The organism is Caballeronia sp. LZ003 (assembly GCF_031451465.1).
GTDB lineage: Bacteria > Pseudomonadota > Gammaproteobacteria > Burkholderiales > Burkholderiaceae > Caballeronia.
The window spans coordinates 593,700-614,129 of sequence record NZ_JARUXJ010000004.1 but is presented as its reverse complement, the minus strand read 5'-3'; the positions used below and the strand labels follow the sequence as shown (position 1 = coordinate 614,129).

Below are 20,430 nucleotides of genomic sequence, written 5' to 3'. Positions count from 1 at the left end.
CACGATCACTGAATCACCCCGCGCGGCAAGAACACGGCGAAGTAAAAGACGAACCACAGTCCGATGACGATCGCGGTGGAAATACCCGCGAGCGCGAGCGCGCCGGCGGGGCCGCTCTTGACTATTTCATCAAGCCGCGCGTCTTCGTTCGGGTCTTCGTTCATGTGTCGTCGATCCTCAATAAAGCGGCGCGGAGCGCAGCTCGTTGACTTCCTTCACCGTCACCGGCGCGCCGCGATTGCCCCACGCCGTGCGGATATACGTGACGACCGCCGCGACCTCCACGTCGGACAGCGACTGCGCGAACGGCGGCATGCCGTATGGACGCGGATTCTTGAACGTGCCGGGCGGATAGCCGCCGTTCAGCACCATGCGGATAGGGTTCACGGCCGAGTTCATGACGATGGACTGATTGTTCGCGAGCGGCGGAAAATCGGGCGGCTTGCCCTGGCCCTGGGCCGCGTGACATTCGGCGCATTGGGCGTCATAAATCTTCTTGCCGAGCGGCGAGAGATTCGTGCGCTGTTCGACCACGGCCTGGGTCGGCGGCTCGGACTTATCGCCGGAGCGCGCGGGCAACGCCTTGAGATAGACGGCCATCGCGCGCACGTCGTCTTCGGAAAGATATTGCAGGCTGTCGTAGACCACTTCGGCCATCGGTCCATACACCGCGCCGCGATGCGAGACGCCCGCGTGCAGCAAGCCCACGATTTCGTCGATACTCCAGTCGCCCAAGCCCGCTTCCTTGTTCGACGTAAGCGAGGGCGCGTACCAGTTCTGAATCGGGATCAGGCCGCCTTCGAATGCCTTCGACGCGACATTGCCGCCGAGCGCGTTGATCGCGGTATGGCACATCGAGCAATGCCCGAGTCCTTCGACGAGATACGCGCCGCGATTCCATTCCACCGATTGCTTCGGGTCCGGCCGATATTCGGCCTCCCTGAAAAAGAGCGAGCGCCAGCCGATCAGCAGTTCGCGCCGGTTGAACGGAAAGCGCAGTTCATGCGGCCGGTTCGGCTGATGCACGGGCGGCGTGGACATGAGAAACGCATAAATGGCGTCGGAGTCGGCTCGCGTGACCTTGGTGTAGGACGTGAACGGCATGGCCGGATAGAGCAGCGAGCCGTCCTTCGAGCGGCCGGTGTGCATCATTCGATAGAACTCGTCGGCGGTCCAGTTGCCGAGTCCGGTTTCCTTGTCCGACGAAATGTTCGGCGTGAAGAGCGTGCCGAACGGCGTATCCATGGGACGGCCGCCGCCGAAGGTCTTGCCAGCGGGCAACGTATGGCACGCGATGCAATCGCCCGCGCGCGCGAGGTATTCGCCGCGCTGGACCGTGGCGGCATCGGCACTCTTCGTCTGTGCAGACGCGTTGCCCGTCGATACGGCGCAGGCCGCAAAGAACACCGCCAAGGCAAGCGTCCCAAGTTGTCGGAATCGAAGCACGTCGGTTCCTCGGTTAGTTATGGACGCTGCCGCAAGCGAGCGGCATCTTGAGGCTTCCGGCCGCGACCGGCGACACATCGGGCGGCGCGGGCAACGACGCGAGGAAGGCGGCGATGGCGGTGATATCGCGCTCGCTCAACTGCTGCGCGACGTGGCGCATGCAGTCGGGCGCGATGGTCGTGCGCGTGCCGTAGCGCCATGCCCCGAGTTGCGCGCTGATGTAGTCGGCGTGCAAGCCGAGCAAGCCGGGAATGGCGGGCTCCATGCCGGTCATCGCGCCGCCGTGGCAACTCACGCATGCGGGCACGTTGCGCGCGGAATCGCCCTTCGTGACGAGCGCCTTGCCGTAATCGAGCGTCTTCGTATCGGCCGTGACGGCGCTCGGCGGCGGGAATGGCGGACGCTCGCCCGCGAAGTAATCGGCGATCTGCCTGAGATACGCATCCGGTAGATACGCGAGCAGATAGTTCATCGGCGGATACTTGCGGCGCCCGTCCCGAAACGCGAGTAACTGGTTGTACAGATAGCCTGCGGGCTTGCCCGAAAGACGCGGGAAGTAGTCGTTGCCGGTGCCTTCGCCCTGCGCGCCGTGACAGGCGGCGCAGCCCATGACGCGGGCCTGCATGGTGTCCGGGGCGCGCTCGAGCGCCGGCTCCGCCGCGAATGCGCCCATGCTCGCGAATGCCAATAGCGTGGACAACAGGAGTGCGGTGCGCTTAGTCACGTATCCCACGTTTCCCACGTATCCCCCGTTTCGAGTTGCCGTGTTCGATCAGCCGGACGTGCACGTCAATGCGGTCGCCGGCGCTTGTTGTTCAGTGCAATGCAATGCTCGTACTGCTGATGATTGTCGGGTGGTTGTATCGGTGGATCGTCGTTTTTGCACTTCTGATCTTAGAAGAGCCCAACCGTTTTTCCCAGCCTGCAGATTGTCTCAATCCGCGCGTTTGCTGCGTGCGGATCGAGTGATCGTTGTTTGCGCCAGATCAATGAACCGCATTATTTTGAGATGCGTAACCACGCCATGCCGTCTTGCCTAGCCTCACCAATAAACGCTTTGCGCGTCCGCGTGAAGATTTTCGAGAAAAATATTTGCGCGCTTACTTGAGCCCGAGGCGGCGCGCGAGACGATTGAGATTTGCCCGGTCGACGCCAAGCTCACGCGCCGTCGATGCCCAGTTCTGCCCGTTACGCGCGAGCGCATCGAGGACGATCGTGCGTTCGTAGGCGGTGACGGCTTCGCGGAAATCGACGCCGGCGGCAGGCGTCGGCGGCGCGCCCGGTGACGCGGTGCGCGTGGTGTCGGCGAGACCGAAGTCGGCGGCGGTAAGCGTCAGGATGCGCGGACGTTCGCGCACGCCCGCGAGCGCCTTCAATGCGCTGCGCGCGATCAGATGCTCCAGTTCGCGGACATTTCCCGGCCAGTCGTAAGCGAGCAGCGCGGCTTGCGCATCGGCGGAAAGGCGCAGGCTCAGAAGGCCGAGGCGCGCGCGGTTCTCCTCCAGAAAGAAGCCCGCGAGCAACAGGACGTCGCGTCCGCGCTCACGCAACGGCGGCACGACGAGCGGATAAACCGACAACCGATGATAAAAATCCGCGCGAAACCGTCCCGCCCGGACTTCCTCGACGAGATCGCGATTGGTCGCGGCGATGAGCCGCACATCAACCTTATGCTCGCTGTCCGACCCAATGCGCTGCAACTGCCCGTTCTGCAGCACGCGCAAGAGCTTGGCCTGCACGGCGAGCGGCAGTTCGCCGACTTCATCGAGAAAAAGCGTGCCGCCGTCGGCCAGTTCGAATTTGCCGCGCCGGTCCGACGACGCGCCCGAGAACGCACCGCGCACGTGCCCGAAGAGTTCGCTTTCGACGAGCGTATCCGGCAGCGCCGCGCAATTGAGGCTCACGAGCGGCTTGTCGGCCCGCGACGAGAGCGCATGAATCTCGCTCGCGACGAGTTCCTTGCCGACGCCCGTTTCACCGGTAATGAGCACGGTCAGCTCGCTCGTAGCGACGATCGCGATGTCTTCCAGCAAGCGCTTGTGCGGCTCGCTATTGCCGATCATCTCGCGGCGACGCGTCCCGTTCGCCTGCCGATACGACTCCGCGCGCTGCCGTTCGGCTTCGCCCGTGCGCGCGAGCGTATCGATGCGTTCGGCCACACTCACGGTCGCCGCCGCGAGACTGAGAAACGCCTGAAGCGAAGCCATGTCGATGTCGTCGAAGCGCGCGGGATCGAGTGCGTCGAGTGTGAGCAAACCCCAAGGCCGTTCGTCGATGAAAAGCGTGCAGCCGAGGCAATCGTGTACTTCGAGATGACCGTCCACGCCCTTGACCAGGCCGTCGTAAGGATCGGGCAGATCGGAGTTGGCGGCGAAGCGCGTCGGTTCGCTGCGCGCGAGGATGCGGGCAAAACGCGGATGATCGCCGACGCGAAAGCGCCTGCCGAGCGTATCGCCAGACAATCCGTCGATCGCGAGCGGCACGAGCATGTCGCCATCGAGTCGCAGGAGCGCGGCGGCGTCGCCCGGAAAAAGCGCGCGCAGCGTACGCAAAAGGCGACGATATCGCTCGGTGTCCGGCATCTCGTGCGAGAGGTCTTCGATCAGCGGAACGAGCGCGTCGAGCAATACACGCGAAGTCATTGCGACTACTTCAGCAGTCTTTCTGACTAGAGTCGAATCGACCATATACGAAGGTAAGCAATTGATTTAACGATAATTCTACTCTGGCACGGAACCTGTATTGCAAATTGCGACACGAAGCGCTCCCTGCTTCGCCCTGGAACGAGGACTCCGACCATGCTGTCACCCGAACACCGCGCCATCGTCAAAGCCACCGTGCCGCTTCTGGAAAGCGGCGGCGAGGCGCTCACCACGCACTTCTACAAAATGCTCATCGACGAGAATCCCGAAGTGCGTCCGATGTTCAACCAGGCGCATCAGGCGAGCGGCGCGCAGCAGCGTGCCCTTGCCAATGGCGTCTTGATGTACGCGCGGCACATCGACCAACTGGAACAGCTCGGCGGACTCGTCGGGCAGATCATCAATAAGCACGTCGCGCTCGATATCCGCCCGGAACATTATCCGATCGTGGGACGCTGCCTGCTCAGGTCGATCCGCGAAGTGCTCGGCGAGCAAATCGCCACCGATGCCGTGATCGAGGCATGGTCCGCCGCGTATCGGCAACTCGCGGATCTTTTGATCGGCTTGGAAGAAGGCATGTACAGCGAACGCGAGAAGGCGCCGGGGGGCTGGCGCGGCACGCGGCGATTCGTGGTCACGCGCAAGGTCGCGGAGAGCGAGGAGATCGTGTCGTTCTATCTCGTGCCCGAAGATGGCGGCGCCCTGCTCGACTTTCATCCGGGCCAATACATCGGGCTGCGCGTAAATATCGATGGCGAAGAAATGCGCCGCAACTACTCGCTGTCCGCCGCGCCGAATGGTCGCGAGTACCGCATCAGCGTGAAGCGCGAAGCGAACGGCCGGGTGTCCGGTTTTCTGCATGCGAACGTACGTGAGAACGATGTCATCGAGCTTTATCCGCCCGCTGGCGACTTCAGGCTCGAACATAACGAGAAGCCGCTCGTGCTGATCAGCGGTGGCGTCGGGATCACGCCGACGCTTGCCATGCTGCAGGCCGCGCTCGTCGCCAATCCGAATCGGCCGGTGCACTTCATTCATTCGGCGCGCCACGGCGGCGTGCACGCGTTTCGCGAGGTGGTGGATGAGCTGGCGACGCGGCATCCGCAACTGAAGCGTTTCTACTGCTATGAGCAGCAGCGCGATGGGGACCAGGAAGCGCACGGCACTGGTTTCGTCGATGAAACCCTGCTCGCGCGATGGCTCCCTGTGACTCGCGACGTCGATGCCTATTTTCTCGGGCCGAAGCCCTTCATGAAGGCGGTGAAAAAGCATCTGAAGACGCTCGGCGTGCCGGATGCGCAGAGCCGCTACGAGTTTTTCGGACCGGCTTCCGCGCTGGAATGAGCGCTGTCAGCGAGCCCGCGACTGATCGTCTCGGGCTTTTTTTAACGGTTACTGGTCACCTGAAATTACCAAAAATCGGCCATTTCTTAAAACCAATCCGGCGACTAATCTACATCTGTCGCGTCACTCATGACGCTCTTTCAAACCCCAAGCGAAGAGGAAATCATCGTGGAATCACGTCTCGACTTCTACAAAGCCAGCCCCGCCGCGATCAAGGCGCTCGTTGGTGTCGAAGAGCGCATCGCCAAATGCGGACTCGAGAAATCGCTGACCGAGCTGGTGCGCCTGCGCGCATCGCAGATCAACGGCTGCGCGTTTTGCGTCGACATGCACACCACCGACGCGCGCAAGGGCGGCGAAACGGATCGCCGGCTGGCGACGGTCGTCGTCTGGCGCGAAACGCCGTTCTTCACCGACCGCGAACGTGCCGCGCTGGAATGGACCGAGGCGCTCACGCTCGTGTCCGAGGAGCACGTACCCGATGCCGTCTGGACCGCCGTGAAGCCGCACTTCAGCGACGAGGAAATCGTCGACCTGACGCTGCTCATCGCCGCGATCAATAGCTGGAACCGCTTTTCGATCGCGTTCCGCAAGATTCCCGCGTGAGGTAAAAACCATGAACCTTCGCAAGATCATGATGTTGACGGCGGCGCTGGCGTTGAGCGCGTCCAGGGTGTTCGCGCACGATGCAGCCGCGGAAGTCGTCACGCCCGTGATGAAGCAGGCGATTCCCGAGATCGCGGGCAAGAACGTGCTGATGGCGACTGTCTCGTATAAGCCGGGGCAGGCATCCGAGGCGCATATGCACCCCGGCTCGATCTTCGCGTATGTGCTGGAAGGTCATGTCACGTCACAACTCGAAGGGTCCTCCGCGAAGACCTACGGGCCGGGCGAATCGTGGTACGAGCCGCCCGGCGCGCATCACCTCGTATCGAAGAATGCGAGCGCGACCAAGCCGGCGAAGCTGCTGGTCTTTGCGGTGGCAGGCGACGGCGATCCGGTCAAGCTGCCGATTCCGCATTGAGCGATGTCCTGGCGGTTAAGCGTGATTCATTCGGCATTCACGCTTTGTGACAAACGTGCCTAGCCATTGAGCGACAATCGCGGCGCCACGTTTATTCCGTTTCGACATCATGAAGCAGGTTCGTACTTTTCTTGCCGCCGCCGCGGTTTTCGCAGTCTTATCCGCGCTTGGCGGATGCGGCATTCTGGGATGCGCCGGCTTCGCCACCAATGGCATTGGCTTCGGCATGTGCAACATGGGCATGCGGTTCTAGCGTCGGCGCGGGTGCGCCGACTTGGCGCTTCATTCGCTTCTTCGAGAGGCGCCCGAAGCCGTCGCCGCCATGCTGTTGCACCATGCGATAAAGCGCCAACGAGACGGGACGGGCGACGCCTAACGCCACCCGCCCGCGCCTTGCGCTCTACTCCTTCAGCGGCGAATACCCCATCTCCAACCCCGCCGCGCGCGCATGCTTCTGCGAATGGGCATTGCGCATCGGCTTGAGTACGAAGAGCGCGAGCAGCGCGGATATTGCCGCCATGCCCGCCGCCAGCATGAAGACCGCGTGCCAGCTTCCCGTCATCGATGTGATCACGCTCGAGAACGGCACCAGCAACGCAGCCGTTCCCTTCGCCGTGTACAGCAATCCGGCATTGGTGGCCGCGAACTTCGGGCCGAAGGTATCGCCACATGTCGCGGGAAAGAGGCTGTAGATTTCCCCCCACGCGAAGAACACGATACCCGTCAGCACCACGAACGCCACCGGACTCTGCCCGTATCGCGATAACGCGACGATGCCCACCGCTTCGATCGCAAAGGCGATGAACATGGTGTTCTCGCGTCCGATACGGTCCGATACCCAACCGAAAAACGGTCGCGTCAAGCCATTGAGCACGCGGTCGATGGTCAGCGCAAAAGTCAGCGCCGGCAACGTCAGGCCGAGCAGCGACACCGGCGAATCGTGCAACCCGAAGTCCTTCGCGATTGGCCCGAGTTGCGCGGTTGCCATCAATCCGCCGGCGGCCATCATCACGAACATGATGTACATCACCCAGAAGATCGGCGAACTCAACACCTGCTTCGGGCTCGCGTTGTAGACGGCGCGCTTCAACTTGCTCTTGACCGCGGCGAGCATCTGCGCGGGCGGCGCGTAAAGCGCCATGCCGAGCAGGAACACCACGAGTCCCTGACCGAGTCCGAACCATAGGAACGTGGCTTCGTATCCGCTCGACTTGATCATGTGCGCAATCGGCACGACAGTCGCGGCCGATCCCATGCCGAAGCCCGCCGCCGTGATGCCCGCCGCGAGGCCGCGTCGCTCGGGGAACCACTTGAGCGCGTTACCGACGCACGTCCCATACACCGCGCCCGCGCCGATGCCGCCCACCGCCGCCGCGAAGTACAAGAGCGGCAGTGACGACGCCACCGAGTTGATCGCCCAGGCAATCGCGCACAGCAAGCCGCCGCACACGACGACAGGACGCGGACCGTATTTGTCGACGAGATACCCCTCCACGGGCACGAGCCACGTCTCGGTCACCACGAAGATAGTGAACGCGACCTGAATCGACGCGCGGCCCCAGTGATATTTCTCGTCGATCGGATTGACGAAGAGCGTCCACCCGTACTGCATGTTGGCGATCATCGCCATGCAAATCACGCCGAACACCAACTGCACCCACGGCGACGCCAGGCGCGACGTCTCCGTCTCGCGATCCATCCGGTCGGTTCCCATGCATGTCTCCTTGCCTTGTGTAATCGGACGCCGAGCGGCGCCTCCTGCGATGACGCTTCGACCGCCATCGCATATACACAGTATTTGATATATCAAGTAAGTCAAGCGAAAGAAACGGCGGGGTTTTCACTTAGGACAATGCATACCGTAAGCGCATGAAAGCTAACCGCCGCGCGTTGAACGGACGAAAAAAAGCCCGGCAGTCACGAGGCTGCCGGGCGATGGGCGTGGGCGAGACATGGCAATCCGCAACACGCACTCTCTTTATATATGAAAGCTATACGTAATGTAAAGAGGAGATTTTGTAGGATTCTCGCTTCGCGTCAGAACACGTTCACCGGGACGTTGACCATGAGTCGATACACGTCGCTCGTTCCGTCCGAATAGTATTGGCTGCCGTGATGGTGCATGTAGTAGAACTTGACCGACGTGTTCTTGAACTTGCCGTCCGGCACCGTATAGCTCGGGATCACGCCAATTTCATAGTGCGTGCCATGCACCGGCTGCCCGTCCTTCCAGTAGAGCCCGTGCTGGCTGCTATCCGGGTTGGCATATTGGTTGGCCATGGCGGTCGCATCCGCGTCCCAGCCATACGCGCCCCACAGCGTGAACTTCAGGCCGGGCACGCCGTACTCCTTCATGTTGAGCGAATACGACAGACTCACGGACTTTTCGTGCGGCGCGTTGTAGTCGACATCCAGCGAATTCGAGAGATAGTCGCCCGCGGATTGGCCCACGTAGTCGAAGAACTGATCGCTTGCAATCTGCTGAAACGCGAATTGAAGCGTATGCGCGCCGTGCGTGCCGGCAAGCGCCAGGCTGTACGCGTTGTTGTTGATCGAGCCTTGGCGCTTGTCGCCGATCGCGCCCGTGTAGTAGTAGTTCAGCGCGCCGGTCCAGCGCACGGTTTTCGGGTCGCCGATACTTTGCGTCGCCGAGAGATAGTACTGCTGCCACACGTTGTTCGCGACGCTGCCGTAGAGCGTGACGGCGGTATCGTCGCCACGGGTCCAGTCGCCGCCGAAATACGTGAACTGCGACATGTGCGTGCCGCCGTACTCGGTGGTCAGGCCCGTAACGCTCGCCATGCCGCGCGCGATCACGCCATCCACGGTACCGGCCTTCAAGGTCAGGTTCTTGATCTCGTCGCTGGCAAGCGAGAAGCCGCGATATGTCGGCGGCAGCGCGCGATTGTCGTGCGGCACGAGGAACGGGTTATCGAAGAGTTGCTGGCCGTACTTGAACACGGTGTTCGAAACACGCGCCTTCACGTCCCACACGCCGGGATACGCCCACGCAAGTTGCGTGCGCCCCGCTTCGCCCGGCGCGCCGATCCGCACGCGGTTGCCCGCGCCGCTGCCGCCGTTGAGCTTGAGCGCGCCGAACATCGTCAGATCGAAACCCAGACCGACGAGACCGCGCGTGTAACCCGATTCGAATACCGCTTGCTCGCCGAGCACCCACGCGTCCTTCTTCTCCGCGCCCTTCGCTTCGAAATGCTCGGTGTAAGAGCGCGTGAGCAAGTTCAGATGCGAGTCTTCGATCAACCCTTTCGATTTCGCCTGATTGCTCACGGGCGCATCTGCCTCGGTATTGGGCGGCGATGAAGGCGGCGCCTCGGTGTGCCGCGACGGCGGGTCGGTATCGTCGGTCTGTGCCGGGGCTTGTTGCCCGTAGGACGCGGCCGAAGCGGCCATGAAGCCGCTGAAAAGCAAAATGGAAAGCGCGAGGGAACGTTTTTGTTTTTTCATGAAAAGTATCTCCAACTACTGACTCAACCTGTTGATTGCTCCATCGAAATCCATGAAGGATTCCGAAACGAACGGATGCGAAAAGCCACGTCCGGCGATACAAACGGTCGGGACGAACGTGGCAAACGGCTAGGACGAACAGAAGACGCGCTATGCTGCGCGCGAGCGAAATTGATAGTGCTTTAGGGCGAGTTTCCGGGTTCCTCTATTCGACGTGTTTAGATGTAAATCAAGCAAAGAAGCAGGCGGCGGAGGATCCCTCCGCCAACGCGCGCAACGTGGGCGTCTCCAGCGAACAACGCGACTCGGCCATGGGACAGCGCGTATGAAACACGCAGCCCGATGGCGGGTCGATCGGGCTCGGAATATCGCCGGAAAGAATCTGCACGACCTTGGCGCGCTCGACCGACGGGTCCGGCACCGGCACGGCCGAAAGCAGCGCGCGCGTGTACGGATGGCGCGGCGTTTCATAAAGTGCGTGTTTGTCGGCAAGCTCCATCACGCGGCCGAGGTACATCACCATCACGCGGTCGGAGATATGGCGCACCACGGCGAGATCGTGCGCGATGAAGATCAGCGAGAGCTTCATCTCCTTCTGAAGCGACTTCAGCAAATTGACGATTTGCGCCTGGATGGAGACATCGAGCGCGGACACCGGCTCGTCGCAGATCACGAGTTTCGGCTCGACGATCAACGCGCGCGCAATGCCGATGCGCTGACACTGCCCGCCCGAAAACTCGTGCGGATAGCGGTTGGTCATCTGCTCGCGCAGACCCACCTTCGCCATCAACGCGCGCACCTTAACGTCGATCTCGTGCCGGCTCATGCCCGGCCGATGTTCGAGCAAAGGCTCCGCGATGATCTGCCCGACCGTCATGCGCGGATCGAGCGATGCCAGTGGGTCCTGAAAGATCATCTGCACGTCGCCGCGTACGCGATGCCATTCGCGCGTCGATGCTTCGCGCAACGGCGCGCCCATCCACACGATATCGCCGGCGGTCGCGGGAATGAGGTTGAGAATGGCGCGCGAGAGCGTGGACTTGCCGCAGCCCGATTCGCCGACCACGCCGAGCGTTTCGCCCGCCTTCAGATCGAAGCTCACGCCGTCGACGGCCTTGAGCGTGCGCGACGGCGCCCACGGCAAGCGCTTCTTCGACTTCACCTGAAAATGCACGCGGACATCGCGCACGGAAAGTATCGTCGGGGCCGATGCATCAGACATGGCTCGCCTCCTGATAGCGGGTGATCATGTCTTCGGCGGAACGATGGCAGGCGCGCAGCCAGTGCACGCCATCGACCGGCCGCAACGCGGGCACGTGCTGCACGCAGTCTTCGGCGGCATGCGCGCATCGTTCGTGAAACGGGCAGCCCGCGGGCGGATGCGCCATGTTCGGCGGGTTGCCCGGAATGCCGGTCAGTTCGCCGCCGCTCTTGTCGAGACGCGGCAGCGCGCGCAAGAGCCCGATGGTGTACGGATGCGACGGCTTTGCGAACAGGCTGCTCGCATCGCACTGCTCCATCACGCGGCCGCCGTACATCACCATGACTTTTTCGCAGAGACCGGCCACCACGCCGAGGTCGTGCGTGATCAACACGATCGACGTGCCGAAGTCGCGCTGCAGATCGCGCAGCAATTGCAGCACTTGCGCCTGCACGGTGACGTCGAGCGCGGTGGTCGGTTCATCGGCGAAAAGCACTTCGGGCTCGCAGAGCAGCGCCATGGCGATCATCACGCGCTGACGCATGCCGCCCGACAACTCATGCGGATATTGTCCGATACGATGCGCCGCTTCCGGGATGCGTACCGCTTCGAGCATGCCGATGGCGCGCTTTTTCGCCGCGCGGCGCGTCATGTTCTTGTGCAGTTCGAGCACTTCGGTCATCTGCCGTTCGATGCTCAGGTACGGATTGAGCGAACTCATCGGGTCCTGAAAGATCATCGAGAGACGGTTGCCGCGAATGCGGTTCAGCGCCTTGCCCGACAGCCCGAGCAAATTTTCCCCGCGATACAGCGCCTGCCCGCTCGCGCGTCCGTTCGATGCAAGCAGCCCAAGCATGGCGAGCACGCTCTGGCTCTTGCCCGAACCCGATTCGCCGACGATACCGAGCGTTTCCCCCGCTTCCAGCGTGAAGTTCACGCCGTTGACCGCGCGCACGGTGGCGTCGTTGGTCTTGAACTCGACCTGAAGATCGCTGACATGAAGTAGCGGCATGACTCACCTGTCCTTCGGATCGAGTGCGTCGCGCAAACCGTCGCCGACGAAGTTGATGCAATAAAGCGTGATCGAAAGCAGCGCCGCCGGACACAGCAAGATCCACGGCGAGGTTTCCATCACGCCTACGCCGTCCTGAATCAGCACGCCCCAGCTCGTCATCGGTTCCTGCACGCCGAGCCCGAGAAACGACAGCACGGATTCGGTGAGAATGACGCCGGGCACCGTGACGGTGGTATAGATCGCGACGATGCCGAGCAGATTCGGCACCACATGCCGCACGATGATGCGCGAGGTCGGCACGCCGATGGCGCGCGCCGCTTCCACGTATTCCTTCGAGCGAATGGCGAGCGTCTGGCCGCGCACCACGCGCGCCATGTCCATCCACGAGAACACGGTGATGGTGAGCACGACGAGATAGAACTCGCGGCCGAGCAGCGTGACCATGAGAATGGCGATCAGCAGGTACGGAATGGCGTACATCATGTCGACGAAACGCATCATCGCGTTATCGATCTTCCCGCCGATGAATCCCGCCAGCGCGCCCCACACGATGCCGAGCGTGACCGATGTCAACGTGGCGAGCGCGCCGATCACGAGCGACACGCGTCCGCCGATGAGACAGCGAACGAGCAGATCGCGCCCGGTTTCATCGGTGCCGAAGAGGTGCCAGTTTTCGAACGTGGGCGCGGCGCTCATGGCGTTCCAGTCGGCGGAATCGAACTGATTCGGCAAGAGCCACGGTCCGACTATGCAGATAAGCGTGATGACCGCGAGCAACGCGAGACTGACCACTGCCGCCTTGTTGCGCACGAAGCGCGCGCGGGCGTCCTGCCAGGGGCTTCGGCCCGCGACGGCCTGTTCCATGAGCGGCGCTAAAGATACGGATTTCATTGGGCGCCCTTTAGTAACGGATCTTCGGATCGAGCCACGCATAGGCGAGGTCGACCAGAAGGTTGAGCAGCACGGCCACCACCGTGACGAGCACGACGAGTCCCAGCACCAGTGTGTAATCGCGGTTGGCCGCGCCGTTCACGATCAGCTTGCCGATGCCCGGCAACGAGAACACGGACTCCGTCACGACCGCCGCCGTGATCGATGAAATCGCGAGCGGACCGAGCACCGAGACGACTGGAATGAGCGTGGGCTTCATCGCATGGCGAAGCACGATGGTGCGCATGGGCAAGCCCTTCGCGCGCGCGGTGCGGATGTACTGCGTGTTCATCACTTCGATGAGACTCGCACGCGTCACACGGCCCACGGTGGCGACGTTGATCATCACGAGCAGCGCGATGGGCAGCACCATGTAGCGCATCTGAAAGTCGTTCCAGCCGCCCGCGGGAAGCCATTTCAGCGCAATGGCGAACACGAGGATCAGTACCGGCCCGATCACGAACGAGGGAAACGCGTTGCCCGCGTTGCTCACGAACATGAGCGCGTAATCGATCATGCTGTTGCGCCGAAGCGCCGCCGCCACGCCGAAGGCGACGCCGATAATGATGGCGAGCAGCATCGACACGCCGCCGATGGAGAGCGACACCGGCAAGGCGCGCAGCACGAGTTCGTTCACGCTCCAGTCGGCATAGCGGAACGAGGCGCCCAGGTCGCCGTGCAACAAGCTGTCGAGATACAGCAGGTACTGCTTCCACAACGGCTCGCCGAGGTGGTACTTCGCCTGCAGATTCGCGAGCACTTCGGCGGAAACCTTGCGCTCGCCGTCGAACGGACCACCGGGCGTGGCATGCAGCAGCAAATAGCACACCGTGATCACGATGAGAAGCGTAGGCAGCGTGAGCAGCACGCGCCGCAATGTATAAGACCACATAGGTATCTCAGTGCTTGACGATGTAGAGGTCCTTGCTGCCGTAGTGATCCATCGGATTCTTGAGCGAATAGCCGCCCACGTAGCTCTTCACTAGTCGCGGCAGGCCGTATTGCAGGAGCGGCAGGAACGGATAATCCTCCATCACGAGTTTCGCCGCCTGCGTCTGCAACTGCGTGCGCTTCGCCTGATCGGTCGTCTCGCTGGCTTGCTGCGCGAGCGCGTCGGCCTTCGGATTGCAATTGAAGTTGTCGTTCTGCTCAGACTTGCACTGCACGAGCGTGAGGAACGTGGTGGCGTCGTTGTAGTCGGCGACCCAGCCATTGCGCGCGATCTGATAGTCGCCCTCGTGACGCTTCTTGACCAGAACCTTGAATTCCATCGATTCGATCTGCGTGTCGAGGCCGAGCTTGGTCTTCCATTCCGACGCCGCGAAAATCGCCATTTTCTTGTTGTAGTCGCTCGTGTTCATGGCGAAACGCAGCTTCGTGCCGGGTTTCACGCCGGCTTGTTCGAGCAGCTTCTTCGCTTCCTCGACGCGCTTGGACATCGGCCAGGCAGACCAGTCATATGCCGATACATCCGCGCCCTGCACGCCCTTGGGCATCAACCCGTACATGGGCGTCTGGCCGTCGGCGGTCACGCGCTGCGCGAGCAGATCGCGGTCGATCACCATCGACAAGGCCTTGCGCACGCGCACGTCCTTCAGGAGCGGATCGCGATTGTTGAAGCTGTAATAGCGCGTGCCGAGGATCAGCGAATTGCGAATGTCGTTCGGAAACTGCTGGCGATACTTGGCAAACGTGCCAGTCGGAATCTGATAAGTCATGTCGTTATCGCCCGACTGGAAGAGCTTCACGTCCGTGTTTTCGTCCTCGACGGGCAGATAGGTCACTTGCGTCAGCTGCACATGTTCCTTGTCCCAGTAACTCGCGTTCTTCGTCAGCACGAGCTTGCTGTTGACCTGCCAGTCCTTCAACTGAAACGCGCCGTTGCTCACGAGCTTGCCCGGCTTGGTCCAGTCTTTCCCATATTTCTCGACGCCCGCGCGATACACCGGCGCGAAGTTCTGATTCGACATCAGTTCCGGGAGGAACGGCACGAGGCCGGCGGTCTTGACTTCGATCGTATAGGCGTCGATGGCGCGCACGCCGAGCGCGCTAGCCGGCTTCTTGCCCGCGACGATCTCGGCGCCATTCAGGAGAAGCGGCCCGAACACGCTCGCATAAGAAGATGCCGTCTTCGGGTCGATGAAACGCTGCCAGCCGTACACGAAATCGTTTGCACTGACAGCCTCGCCATTGGACCAACGGGCGTTCTTGCGCAGATGGAAGAGCCAGGTTGTCGCGTCCTTCTGCTCCCACTTTTCGGCCACGCCCGGCACCACGGTGCCGTCCGCGTTGGCGGCGGTGAGGCTCTCGAACAGGTCGCGCGTGACGTTCGCCGCCACGACCGTTTCGACCAGCGCGGGGTCGAGCGTTTCGACTTCGGAGCCGTTATTGCGCACCAGTTCCTGCTTGGCGGCAAGCGTAACGCCCGACGGCACGATGGCAGCGTGCGCCGACATCGTGAAGGCCAGCGCCGCGAGCATCGCGAGAGCGTATTTGGGCGTAAGTGAGGTCGTGCGCATTGCGTTTTCCTTCTTGTCTCGTTGTCTTGGTTATCGTTGCTGTTGCGCCGGTCGTTTAGTTCGGCTGCACTAAACAATTGGCTCAACGAATCATCAGGGCTAGATTCGTAGAGCCCGAAGCAATGCCCCCGCGCGCCGCGGCCAGCCTTTGGCTTACGCCGGGCCTTTCATCGCGCTTCTAGGTTGGCGGCGAGTATTTCGTATCAATAAGACGGATGCCACTCACATGTCGTTATAGTGACTAAATTTTTCGAATACTCGTGCGAATTGTTGGCAAAACACACACGGCCGGCATGCGTCAAAGCGCATCGAAAAGGCAGTAAAGCATTGTTTCCTATAAGATCTGCGTCCTCGCAGTACCGAAACTGCACTACCAGAGCCGCTTGACAAAGCCGTCCCCAAAATGATTCGTTTTCGCCAGATCGAGGCATTCCGTAGCCTCATCATGACGGGCACCAGCGTCGGCGCCGCCCGCAAACTCCATGTGACGCAACCGGCCATCAGCCGCCTGATTGCCGATCTCGAAGCCGATCTCGGCTTCAGCCTCTTCAGCCGTATCGGCGGCCGTCTGAATCCGACCAACGCGGGCCTGCGCTTCTATAAGTCCGTCGAGGAAAACTTCCTCGGGCTGGAGCGCCTGAAACAGGTCGCGCAGATGATCCGCGACGAAGCCTCGGACGGCCTGACCGTCGCCTGCATGCCGGTGTTGGCCACCACGTTGTTGCCGCCCGTGCTTGCCGACTTCACGGAGCGTCATCCGGGCGTGCCGATCAAGGTGGATTCGGTGAAGGTGCCCGAGGTGCTCGTCAGCCTGCAAAATCACACCGCCGATGTTGCCTTGAGTCAGGCATTTCCCGCGGTGGCAGGCATTGAAGTCGAGACCTTGCTGAAAGCGCGTGCGCTTTGCGCCATGCCCGCGTCGCACAGGCTCGCTGCGAAGAAGATCATCCGTCCGGACGACTTGCGCGGCGAGAAGCTGATCGGCTGGCTGCCCAATGCGCGGCAGCCTTACGAGGCGGAGCAATCGCTCATTTCGGCGACCGAAGAAAGGCCGCGCTACACCGTGCTCACCGACACTGCCCACACGCGCTATGCGATGGTCGCGGGCGGTCTGGGCGTGTCGATCGTCGAGCCGTTCGCGGCCAAGGTCTGGCGCTCGCACGGCGTGGTCGTGCGGCCGTTCGAAACCGATATCGAATATGAATACGCGCTGTCGTATCCGGGCAGCGGCATTCGTTCGGATCTCGTCGCGTCGTTCAGGGAATCGGTGCGGCGCGTGGTCGAGACGTATTCGTTCGATGCGTAGCGGCTTCGTTCGAGCGTGGCGCGCGGTTCACCCGCGTTTCGATGCGTAGTGAATTCTGCGCCGCGCTCGCGCCGACAAGCGCGCTTCGTAGCTGGCGAATTCATCGCGGCGCGTCGTTCCGACGGACGCGTGCTCCACGCGAGCCGACTCGTCGCGCGTATCGTAAGCGCGTCAGATGGGCGTTGAAGAATCACGCCCCGCCAAACAACGCCTCCGCCCTCCGCTGCATCTCGTCCGGCGACACATCTTCGCGGTGAGTCGCGATCCACCACACATGCCCATACGGATCGCGGATCTTGCCGCCGCGATCGCCATAGAACTGGTCTTCGACCGCGCGCAGAATGGTCGCGCCCTGGTCCACCGCGCGCTGGGCAACGGCATCGACGTCATCGACATAGAGATGCAGCATCACCGGGCTGCCGCCTATGGAGAGCGGGCCTTTCACATCCATCTCTGGAAATTCGTCGCACAGATAGACGACCTTGCCGCCGATAGACAACTCCGCATGCCCGATGCGCCCGCCCGGCTGTTCGAGCCGGTAGATCTCGGTAGCGCCAAACACCTTCGTATAGAACTCGATGGCCGTCACGCCGCCCGCCACCGCGATGTACGGGATCACGCCCTGACGGCCGGCGGGGATGGGATCGACTTGTGCGTTCATGTGCGTCTCCTGGTTTCACTTCGACGTGAGCAGATGAACATGTTGCCACTGTTTGCGGCCGGTTTGGGCGCGGCTTGCGCGCCGCCCGACGCCGCCCGCGAATGCTCCGTATACTCTTGGCTGGCGCAACCTGTCCCGTTCATAAAACAACCACACTGGAGCACTCATGCACGATCTGAAAGGCAAATCGATCCTCATCACCGGCGCGAGCACGGGTATCGGCGCGGCGGCGGCGCGCGCGTTTGGCCAATACGGCGCGAATGTCGCGGTGCACTACAACAGCTCGAAGGACCAAGCCGAGCAAGTGGCGAGCGACGTGCGCGCGCTGGGAGTCTCGGCCGTCACCGTGGGTGCGGACGTGCGCGATTCGAAGGCCATCGATGCCGCCGTCGCCGCGACGGTCGATGCGTTCGGCAAGATCGACGTGCTCATCAACAACGCGGGAAGCCTCGTCAAGCGCGAGCCGATCGGCGACGTTACCGACGAACTCTTCGACGAAGTCATGCATATCAACGCGCGCTCGGTGGTCGCGTTCACGCGCGCGGCGCTGCCCTCGCTGCGTTCGGGCGGCGGCGGTTCGATCATCAACGTGACGTCAGTCGCGGCGCGCAACGGCGGCGGTCCAGGCGCGCTGCTTTATGCGGCGTCGAAAGGCTTTGTCAGCACGATCACCAAGGGCATGGCCAAGGAACTGATGGGCGATCGCATCCGCGTGAACGCCGTCGCGCCCGGCGTGATCCAGACGCCGTTTCAGGAGCGCTTCACCTCGCCGGAACAGCTCGAATCCTTCCGCAAGTCAATTCCGATGGGCTTCATAGGCGAGCCGGACGACTGCAGCGGCGCGTTCCTCTATCTCGCCTCCGAGGCGATGTCGCGCTATGTGACTGGCCAGATCATCGACGTGAACGGCGGTCAGTTGATGCCTTGAGCGCATGATGCGGCGCGTGCCATTTCTTGGCGCGCCGCGAACATGGTATAAGCGCTTACAACCCCGAAAAGCCTAAGGAGAACGCAGGAGATGCAGTCGAAAAGAGAACCGCGCTTTCGCACGCTCGCATTGAGCGCCATCGTTGCCTCGGCGCTTCTGGCGGCCGGGTTCGTCGAAACCACGCCCGCCGTTGCCAAGACCGCGGACACTCAGCCGCAAGTCCTCACCGCCTCGGCCGTGGCGGTTGCCGACAAGTTCGCCGCCGACACCGCCGAGCAAATCCTGAAGCAAGGCGGTAACGCGGTCGATGCAGCCGTCGCCATCGCCTTCACGCTCGCGGTGACTTATCCGGAAGCGGGCAATATCGGCGGCGGCGGATTCATGACGCTGTACGTGGATCATCGTCCGTACTTCCTCGACTATCGCGAGCGCGCGCCGCTCACCGCCACACGCAACATGTATCTCGACGACAAGGGCGAGGTCATCAAGGGCATGAGCCTTTACGGACATCGCGCGGTCGGCGTGCCGGGCACGGTGGAAGGCATGTGGCAGGCGCAAAAGCGCTTCGGCAAGCTGAAGTGGAAGCAGGTGCTCGCGCCCGCCATCAAGTATGCGGAAAACGGCTTTCTCGTCGACGATCAACTGATTTCCCGGCGTGACGCCGCATCGAAGGATTTCGCCGGCAAGACGAATTTCGATCTCTACTTCGGCGGCATGAAGGCGGGTCAGGTGTTCAAGCAACCCGATCTCGCGGATACCTTGCAGCGCATCTCCGACAAGGGCGCCAAGGGCTTCTACGAAGGCAGAACGGCCGAGCTGATCGCCACTTCCATGGCGGGCCACGGCCTCATCACGTCGCGCGATCTGAAAGACTACAAGGCGGTCTGGCGGCAACCGATCGTCGCGAGCTGGAACGGCTATCGCGTGATCACCGCGCCGCCGCCGAGTTCGGGCGGCGTCGGCCTCGTGCAGTTGCTCAAGATGAAGGCGGACCTGAAGGACAAGTTCGAAGGCGTGCCGCTGGATTCGGCGCAGTACATTCACCTCGTCGCGGAAATCGAGAAACGCGTCTTCGCCGATCGTGCGCAATATCTCGGCGATCCCGACTTCTACAAGGTGCCGGTTGCACAACTCACCGACGACGACTACATCCTGAAACGCGCACAGGAAGTGAATCCCGACAAGCCCTCGGAGACGAAGAGCGTGCTGCCGGGCCTCGGTACATCGATGCCCGAGAAAGCGGAGACGACGCACTTTTCTGTCGTCGACAAATGGGGCAACGCGGTGTCGAACACGTACACCATCAACGGCTACTTCGGCTCGGGCGTGATCGCCGAAGGCACGGGCGTCGTGCTCAACGACGAGATGGACGACTTCGCTTCCAAGCCGGGCGTGCCGAACATGTTCGGCGTGGTCGGCAGCGACGCCAACGCCATCGAGCCGAAGAAGCGGCCGCTGTCTTCCATGACGCCGACCATCCTCACGCGTGACGACAAGGTCGCGATGGTGATCGGCACGCCGGGCGGCTCGCGCATTTTCACGTCGATCTTCCAGGTGCTCTCGAACGTCTACGACTTCAACTTGCCGCTACCTGAAGCCGTGGGCGCGACGCGTTTTCATCATCAGTTGCTGCCGCCGGACACGATCTACCAGGAGCCGTTCCATCAGCTCGATCCGGAAGTCGTGAAGCAGCTCGAAGACAAGGGCTACAAGTTCACGATGCAAGGCTTCAATGGCGACATTCAGGCTATCCGCATCAACGGCGACACGCCCGAGCCCATGTCCGACCCGCGCGGACGCGGTGTATCGCGAATCATGCAGTAATGGGTTTGTCAGGGCGTACGTGACGAAGCGTTCACCCCCGACGCCGGCCTAGGCATTTGCCCTAGTCCGGCGTTTATCGTTCTGGCGGGAAGCCCCAGCCAGCTTAGGACTCTCAGAAATATAAG

The 20,430-nt window shown here is 62.0% G+C and carries 18 protein-coding genes; 6 read left to right on the top strand and 12 right to left on the bottom strand.

Translation table 11 applies throughout. The features are described from left to right. Positions 1-5: 5 nt before the first annotated feature. The 4 genes from QCE79_RS26925 to norR form a co-directional block, all read right to left on the bottom strand. Positions 6-164, bottom strand: a complete 159-nt coding sequence (locus QCE79_RS26925; RefSeq protein WP_250493447.1) for a hypothetical protein — start codon at positions 162-164, stop codon at positions 6-8. 13 nt (positions 165-177) lie between these two features. Next, positions 178-1,446: a c-type cytochrome gene (locus tag QCE79_RS26920; protein ID WP_404989420.1), complete on the bottom strand. Its 1,269-nt coding sequence runs from the start codon at positions 1,444-1,446 to the stop codon at positions 178-180. 13 nt (positions 1,447-1,459) lie between these two features. Continuing rightward, positions 1,460-2,119, bottom strand: coding sequence for a c-type cytochrome (locus QCE79_RS26915; RefSeq protein ID WP_244829697.1), 660 nt, complete (start codon positions 2,117-2,119; stop codon positions 1,460-1,462). A 427-nt stretch (positions 2,120-2,546) separates the two neighbouring features. Continuing rightward, positions 2,547-4,133, bottom strand: coding sequence for a nitric oxide reductase transcriptional regulator NorR (gene norR / locus QCE79_RS26910; RefSeq protein WP_244829594.1), 1,587 nt, complete (start codon positions 4,131-4,133; stop codon positions 2,547-2,549). 111 nt (positions 4,134-4,244) lie between these two features. On the opposite strand from norR, the gene hmpA reads away from it, so the two are divergent. The 3 genes from hmpA (at position 4,245) to QCE79_RS26895 (ending at position 6,456) form a co-directional block, all read left to right on the top strand. Beyond that, positions 4,245-5,432 carry an NO-inducible flavohemoprotein gene (gene hmpA, locus QCE79_RS26905; protein ID WP_309849067.1) on the top strand — a complete coding sequence of 396 codons (1,188 nt, stop codon included), beginning with the start codon at positions 4,245-4,247 and terminating at the stop codon, positions 5,430-5,432. Positions 5,433-5,600: 168 nt separating this feature from the next. Beyond that, positions 5,601-6,038, top strand: coding sequence for a carboxymuconolactone decarboxylase family protein (locus tag QCE79_RS26900; protein WP_244829592.1), 438 nt, complete (start codon positions 5,601-5,603; stop codon positions 6,036-6,038). 10 nt (positions 6,039-6,048) lie between these two features. Continuing rightward, positions 6,049-6,456 (top strand): cupin domain-containing protein, encoded by a 408-nt coding sequence (locus tag QCE79_RS26895; RefSeq protein WP_244829591.1) that lies wholly within the window; start codon positions 6,049-6,051, stop codon positions 6,454-6,456. A 400-nt stretch (positions 6,457-6,856) separates the two neighbouring features. On the opposite strand, the gene oxlT is transcribed toward QCE79_RS26895, so the two are convergent. The 7 genes from oxlT to QCE79_RS26860 form a co-directional block, all read right to left on the bottom strand. Further along, positions 6,857-8,170 carry an oxalate/formate MFS antiporter gene (gene oxlT / locus QCE79_RS26890; protein WP_309849064.1) on the bottom strand — a complete coding sequence of 438 codons (1,314 nt, stop codon included), beginning with the start codon at positions 8,168-8,170 and terminating at the stop codon, positions 6,857-6,859. Positions 8,171-8,493: 323 nt separating this feature from the next. Beyond that, on the bottom strand, positions 8,494-9,921 hold the full coding sequence (locus QCE79_RS26885; protein WP_309849061.1) for an OprD family outer membrane porin: 1,428 nt from the start codon (positions 9,919-9,921) through the stop codon (positions 8,494-8,496). A 229-nt stretch (positions 9,922-10,150) separates the two neighbouring features. Next, a complete protein-coding gene (oppF, locus tag QCE79_RS26880) occupies positions 10,151-11,143 on the bottom strand; it encodes a murein tripeptide/oligopeptide ABC transporter ATP binding protein OppF (protein WP_309849058.1) in 993 nt (330 codons plus the stop codon). Then, the gene (locus QCE79_RS26875; RefSeq protein ID WP_309849056.1) at positions 11,136-12,134 is read right to left on the bottom strand and encodes an oligopeptide/dipeptide ABC transporter ATP-binding protein; all 999 of its coding nucleotides are present in this window, start codon (positions 12,132-12,134) and stop codon (positions 11,136-11,138) included. The genes oppF and QCE79_RS26875 overlap by 8 nt, the downstream gene beginning before the upstream one ends. Before the next feature lie 3 nt (positions 12,135-12,137). Then, a complete protein-coding gene (locus tag QCE79_RS26870; protein ID WP_309849053.1) occupies positions 12,138-13,028 on the bottom strand; it encodes an ABC transporter permease subunit in 891 nt (296 codons plus the stop codon). Positions 13,029-13,038: 10 nt separating this feature from the next. After that, positions 13,039-13,959, bottom strand: coding sequence for an oligopeptide ABC transporter permease OppB (gene oppB / locus QCE79_RS26865; protein WP_244829572.1), 921 nt, complete (start codon positions 13,957-13,959; stop codon positions 13,039-13,041). Between the two features lie 7 nt (positions 13,960-13,966). Then, positions 13,967-15,586, bottom strand: a complete 1,620-nt coding sequence (locus QCE79_RS26860; RefSeq protein ID WP_309849047.1) for a peptide ABC transporter substrate-binding protein — start codon at positions 15,584-15,586, stop codon at positions 13,967-13,969. 403 nt (positions 15,587-15,989) lie between these two features. Between QCE79_RS26860 and QCE79_RS26855 the strand changes: the two genes are divergently transcribed. Further along, positions 15,990-16,892 carry a LysR substrate-binding domain-containing protein gene (locus QCE79_RS26855; protein ID WP_309849044.1) on the top strand — a complete coding sequence of 301 codons (903 nt, stop codon included), beginning with the start codon at positions 15,990-15,992 and terminating at the stop codon, positions 16,890-16,892. A gap of 190 nt (positions 16,893-17,082) precedes the next feature. Here the strand turns inward: QCE79_RS26855 and QCE79_RS26850 are convergent, their stop codons facing one another. Then, positions 17,083-17,553 carry a VOC family protein gene (locus QCE79_RS26850; protein ID WP_309849041.1) on the bottom strand — a complete coding sequence of 157 codons (471 nt, stop codon included), beginning with the start codon at positions 17,551-17,553 and terminating at the stop codon, positions 17,083-17,085. 166 nt (positions 17,554-17,719) lie between these two features. On the opposite strand from QCE79_RS26850, the gene QCE79_RS26845 reads away from it, so the two are divergent. After that, positions 17,720-18,481, top strand: a complete 762-nt coding sequence (locus tag QCE79_RS26845) for an SDR family oxidoreductase (protein ID WP_309849038.1) — start codon at positions 17,720-17,722, stop codon at positions 18,479-18,481. Between the two features lie 90 nt (positions 18,482-18,571). Further along, positions 18,572-20,305 (top strand): gamma-glutamyltransferase, encoded by a 1,734-nt coding sequence (ggt, locus tag QCE79_RS26840; protein ID WP_250467169.1) that lies wholly within the window; start codon positions 18,572-18,574, stop codon positions 20,303-20,305. Positions 20,306-20,430 lie beyond the last annotated feature (125 nt).